Origin of the sequence: Acetivibrio straminisolvens JCM 21531, assembly GCF_000521465.1 — a bacterium.
Taxonomy (GTDB): Bacteria; Bacillota; Clostridia; order Acetivibrionales; family Acetivibrionaceae; genus Hungateiclostridium; species Hungateiclostridium straminisolvens.
Map to the genome: position 1 here is coordinate 1 of NZ_BAVR01000116.1, position 3,654 is coordinate 3,654.

The following is a 3,654-nucleotide window of genomic DNA, read 5'->3' on the forward strand; positions in this document are numbered from 1 at the left end:
ATTACTACACAATCAACGCTATACCCTCTTGTCACGGACATATCGTCATTATCCATATAAGATATTGTCCTATTCATCGCATATATTGAAGTAGCTCCAGTGTAAGGATTTACAATGTCATCTTCATATATATCACGCAACGTTTTTATAACCCCTGCATAATTACCTGTTTTTGTAAAATTCCTCAAATCAGCAGCCTTTATAGCATATTCCAAAAACTTTTCTGCATTAGTTTTTTCTTTTTTATCTTTTATCTCCTGCGTACTCTGGATCGAGTTTTTTCTCGGTGTACTAGAAGGTTGATTATTTCCTTCTTCATTTTTACTGCAAGCAGATAATAAAGACATTGCACATACTATTGCTGCTACTAACATTAATTTTGCTCTAAGCACTTCTAACATCCCCTTCTTTTTTATAAAATTATATTTTTATGTTAATACCCTTTATAAAAAGTAACATCAAACTTTATTCTTTTTCCATCTTCAGTCCTTAGTTCCTTTGGCATAAAAGGTTTTGTTGCAAACAAGTATTTTATAGAAACTGAAGACTCAATACGCATATATGTACTGCATTCTGATATTTTAAAAGTTTTGCTTCCCGAAAAAGCCCTCATATTTACTTGTATCAAATCAGCTATTCTTTTCATCTTTACATCCATGTTTGTGAAAAGTAAAAATAACCTAAGGTAATCAGTATACTTCATAGAAAGAAAAGAACTCTTCAAGTTTGTCTTCATTACCTCTGAATCACTTGTATTGCCAATAGAATCAATAAATTTAATTACTTCCTCTTTTCCCTTGTCAGAAGCTTTTTTAAATGTCTCTTTAAACTTATTAACTAAATTTGTCTTATAATCTTCAATTCTATTTTTTATATTATATTTTACTTTCTTTTTTGCCTCCTTAATAAATCTTCGCTTTTCTTTCATTTTCTCACTCATTCTTAGATTTTCACTTATTTCAAAACAAGTCGCTTGGACAGATATTGTATTACTGCACAATTATGGATGATAATGTGTGTCCCAATAAAACTGCGTCCTCTTTTCAATATCGCGGCCATTGGTATCCACATAAACTCCAGCAACAAACCTTCTAAATCTAACTGGGTCAATGCCCTTAATTCCTTCATTCTGTCTGTCCGTGAGGTGGATGTCAGTCAAGCTCCATCACGGGGTCTTAGCCCTTATGGTGTAAATTCATCCCGACTATCCGGCTCATCTTGTCAAAGTTCAAATCTATCATTCAAAGTGAAAACATCAGTTTTACTTTTACTGCTTCCACAGCTTGATTATATATCCTATCGCTTTTGTATCACTGCCAAGAGTCGGCTCAAGCTGAACGCAGTCTTCCCCTTGACTGGCCTACGAAAGCGATGTATTCTTTCATATGAGATATAGATTATGCTGCTTTTACTTCCGGCCTTTTTATATCACTCATCATCTTTTGTGGATCGTACACTATGTCTTTCGTCAGTATTGCATAAAATATCCGTATTAGCTTATTGCTCAATGCAATCAAAGACTGCATCTTCTTCAAGGGTCTTCCCTTTCTGGCCGTATAATATTGGTGTAAGGCTCGAAATTCCTCATTCTTAGACAGCAAGGGCATAATACCGAATGTCAAATAGTATCGCAGTCGCTTCCCTCCACGTTTGCATATGGTTGTCTGACCCTTATGTTTTCCGGAACTGTTCTCTTTGAGGCTTAGCCGGATAGCTTTTGCATCTGCTTTGGATGACTGAATCTAGAGATATCACCTACCTCTGCCAGAAAGCCTGCAGCTACTATGAGGCCTACACCTTTGATTTCTATCATCTTCTCATACCCCGGAATCTGCTTTGCCAGTTCCTCTATTAGAGCCATTGTTATTTCAAGCTATCGTATTTTGCTCCCATAGTCTTCTAGTAACATTGAAAGTTCATTTTCTGCAGATACCAAACCCTCTGATGTCCCAATGGAAGTCTTAGCAGATTCGAGAAGCTTCTCGGCCCTTTTTATTCCTACAGCCCTTATCTTGTGTTTCTTCCAGATAGCTATGATACCTTCAATTCCTTTTTCAATAACCTTTTTGGGTGTCGGGCATTCGTTCAGTATCAACAGAGCAGCCTTCCCTCCCAATCGCCAAACACCTTGGTGAATTCAGGGTAATGGATACATATCCACCGACTGATACGGTTCCTGATAGCTGAAAGTTCTTTTACAAGCCGCCATCGGCTGTCCATGGCCAACCGTAGCTCCTTGTAAATGCCTTCCGGAATATATGGCTCAATATATCTCCCATCCTTGACCAGCATTGCTATGGTTTTTGGGTCTTTTCGGTCACTCTTGGTTGGATTGTTATCATCCAGTTCTTTACTTTTCTTCACATGATGTGGATTTACTAATACAATGCTCATTCCGTTCTTCTTAACATTCTCAGCTAGGTTGAACCAATAGTGTCCTGTCGGCTCCATTCCGAGTATCACCTCAGTAAAGCCGTTGGATTTTGCTATCTTCGCGGTCCATTCTTCGAGCTTTGCAATTCCTTCAGCATTGTTATCGAAAATCAACAACTTTCCATACTCTACTCCTCTGAAATTGAAAGCTCTAGCGTAATGTTTCTCACTACCGATGCCAACTCCGACGATCAGCGTTGTTTCTTTAATTTGCAAAATCTTTTCATTCTGTGTATAATTCATATTGGATGCCCCCTGTGTTTTTGATTTGTGGTTACTTGGTCGCAACTCACATTTCAAATTTTACAGTCAGGCATCTATTTTTTCAAAAGTCATTTTGCTTCTTTATAGGAATGCTCCATATGTGTTACTTACATGAAAGTTTTGTTTTATTCTTATTCCTTTTCAAAGAAATGCTTGATTTCATTTATTTTTTGACCATTTTCATCAATTTCATATATGTATACACCGTCAATGAGCCAAATTGCAATAACCATACCTTTACTTTCTGGATTTACGCAATAAGTCACCTCAGATGTATCTAATTTTTTAAGTTGTGTCATATAATCATCCACTACTATACAGTCAACACCTAGTCCTCTTGTCACAGAAGCATCACTATTTTTCAAATACGTTCTCGTTCTATTCATAACATACAGCATCTTACCTCCAGTGTATGGATTTACAATATCTTCTTCATATATATCATGCAATGTAGTCATAACTCCAGCATAATTACCTGTTTTAGTAAAATTTCTTAAATCAGCAGCTTTTATAGCATATTCCAAAAATTTCTCCGCATTAGTCTTTTCTTCTTTATTTTCTGTCTCCTGTACGGTCTGTATCGAATTTGAATTCTGTGTACTGGAAGGTTGATTACTTCCTTCTTCACTCTTACCACAAGCTGATAATAAAAATACTGCACACACTATTACTACTATCAATATTGATTTTACTCTGACCATTTTCAACATCCCTCTCCTTTAAATCATATTTTTATGTTAATATCCCTTATACAGGATAACATCAAACTTTATTCTTTTTCCATCTTCAGTTCTAAACTCCTTTGGAATAAAAGGTTTTGTTGCAAACAAATATTTTATTGAAATCGAAGATTCAATACGCATATATGTACTGCATTCTGACAACCTAAAAGTTTTATTTCCTGAAGAAGTTCTCATATTTACCTGTATCAAATCAGCTATTCTTTTCATCTTTACC

The 3,654-nt window shown here is 35.9% G+C and carries 4 protein-coding genes and 1 pseudogene; all 5 read right to left on the minus strand.

Annotated elements, in window-relative coordinates:
* Positions 1 to 392: hypothetical protein (locus JCM21531_RS16705; protein WP_439644320.1), on the minus strand; the 392-nt coding region annotated here is incomplete at its 3' end.
* A gap of 41 nt (positions 393 to 433) precedes the next feature.
* Complete coding sequence (locus JCM21531_RS23225; RefSeq protein WP_243467881.1) at positions 434 to 928, minus strand: DUF5702 domain-containing protein; 495 nt, start codon at positions 926 to 928, stop codon at positions 434 to 436.
* A 469-nt stretch (positions 929 to 1,397) separates the two neighbouring features.
* A pseudogene (locus JCM21531_RS18125) lies at positions 1,398 to 2,676 on the minus strand (IS110 family RNA-guided transposase).
* 152 nt (positions 2,677 to 2,828) lie between these two features.
* Entirely contained in the window at positions 2,829 to 3,398 is a 570-nt protein-coding gene (locus JCM21531_RS16725) for a hypothetical protein (protein ID WP_094184850.1), read from the minus strand.
* Positions 3,399 to 3,434: 36 nt separating this feature from the next.
* Positions 3,435 to 3,654, minus strand: a 220-nt coding sequence (locus JCM21531_RS16730; RefSeq protein WP_038291517.1) for a DUF5702 domain-containing protein, incomplete at its 5' end; no start/stop codon positions are given.

What these genes read in the sequence shown, in the direction of transcription:
- JCM21531_RS23225 (WP_243467881.1), bottom strand. Translation starts at nt 928, where the DNA reads ATGAAAGAAAAGCGAAGATTTATTAAGGAGGCAAAAAAGAAAGTAAAA.
- JCM21531_RS16725 (WP_094184850.1), bottom strand. Translation starts at nt 3,398, where the DNA reads ATGGTCAGAGTAAAATCAATATTGATAGTAGTAATAGTGTGTGCAGTA.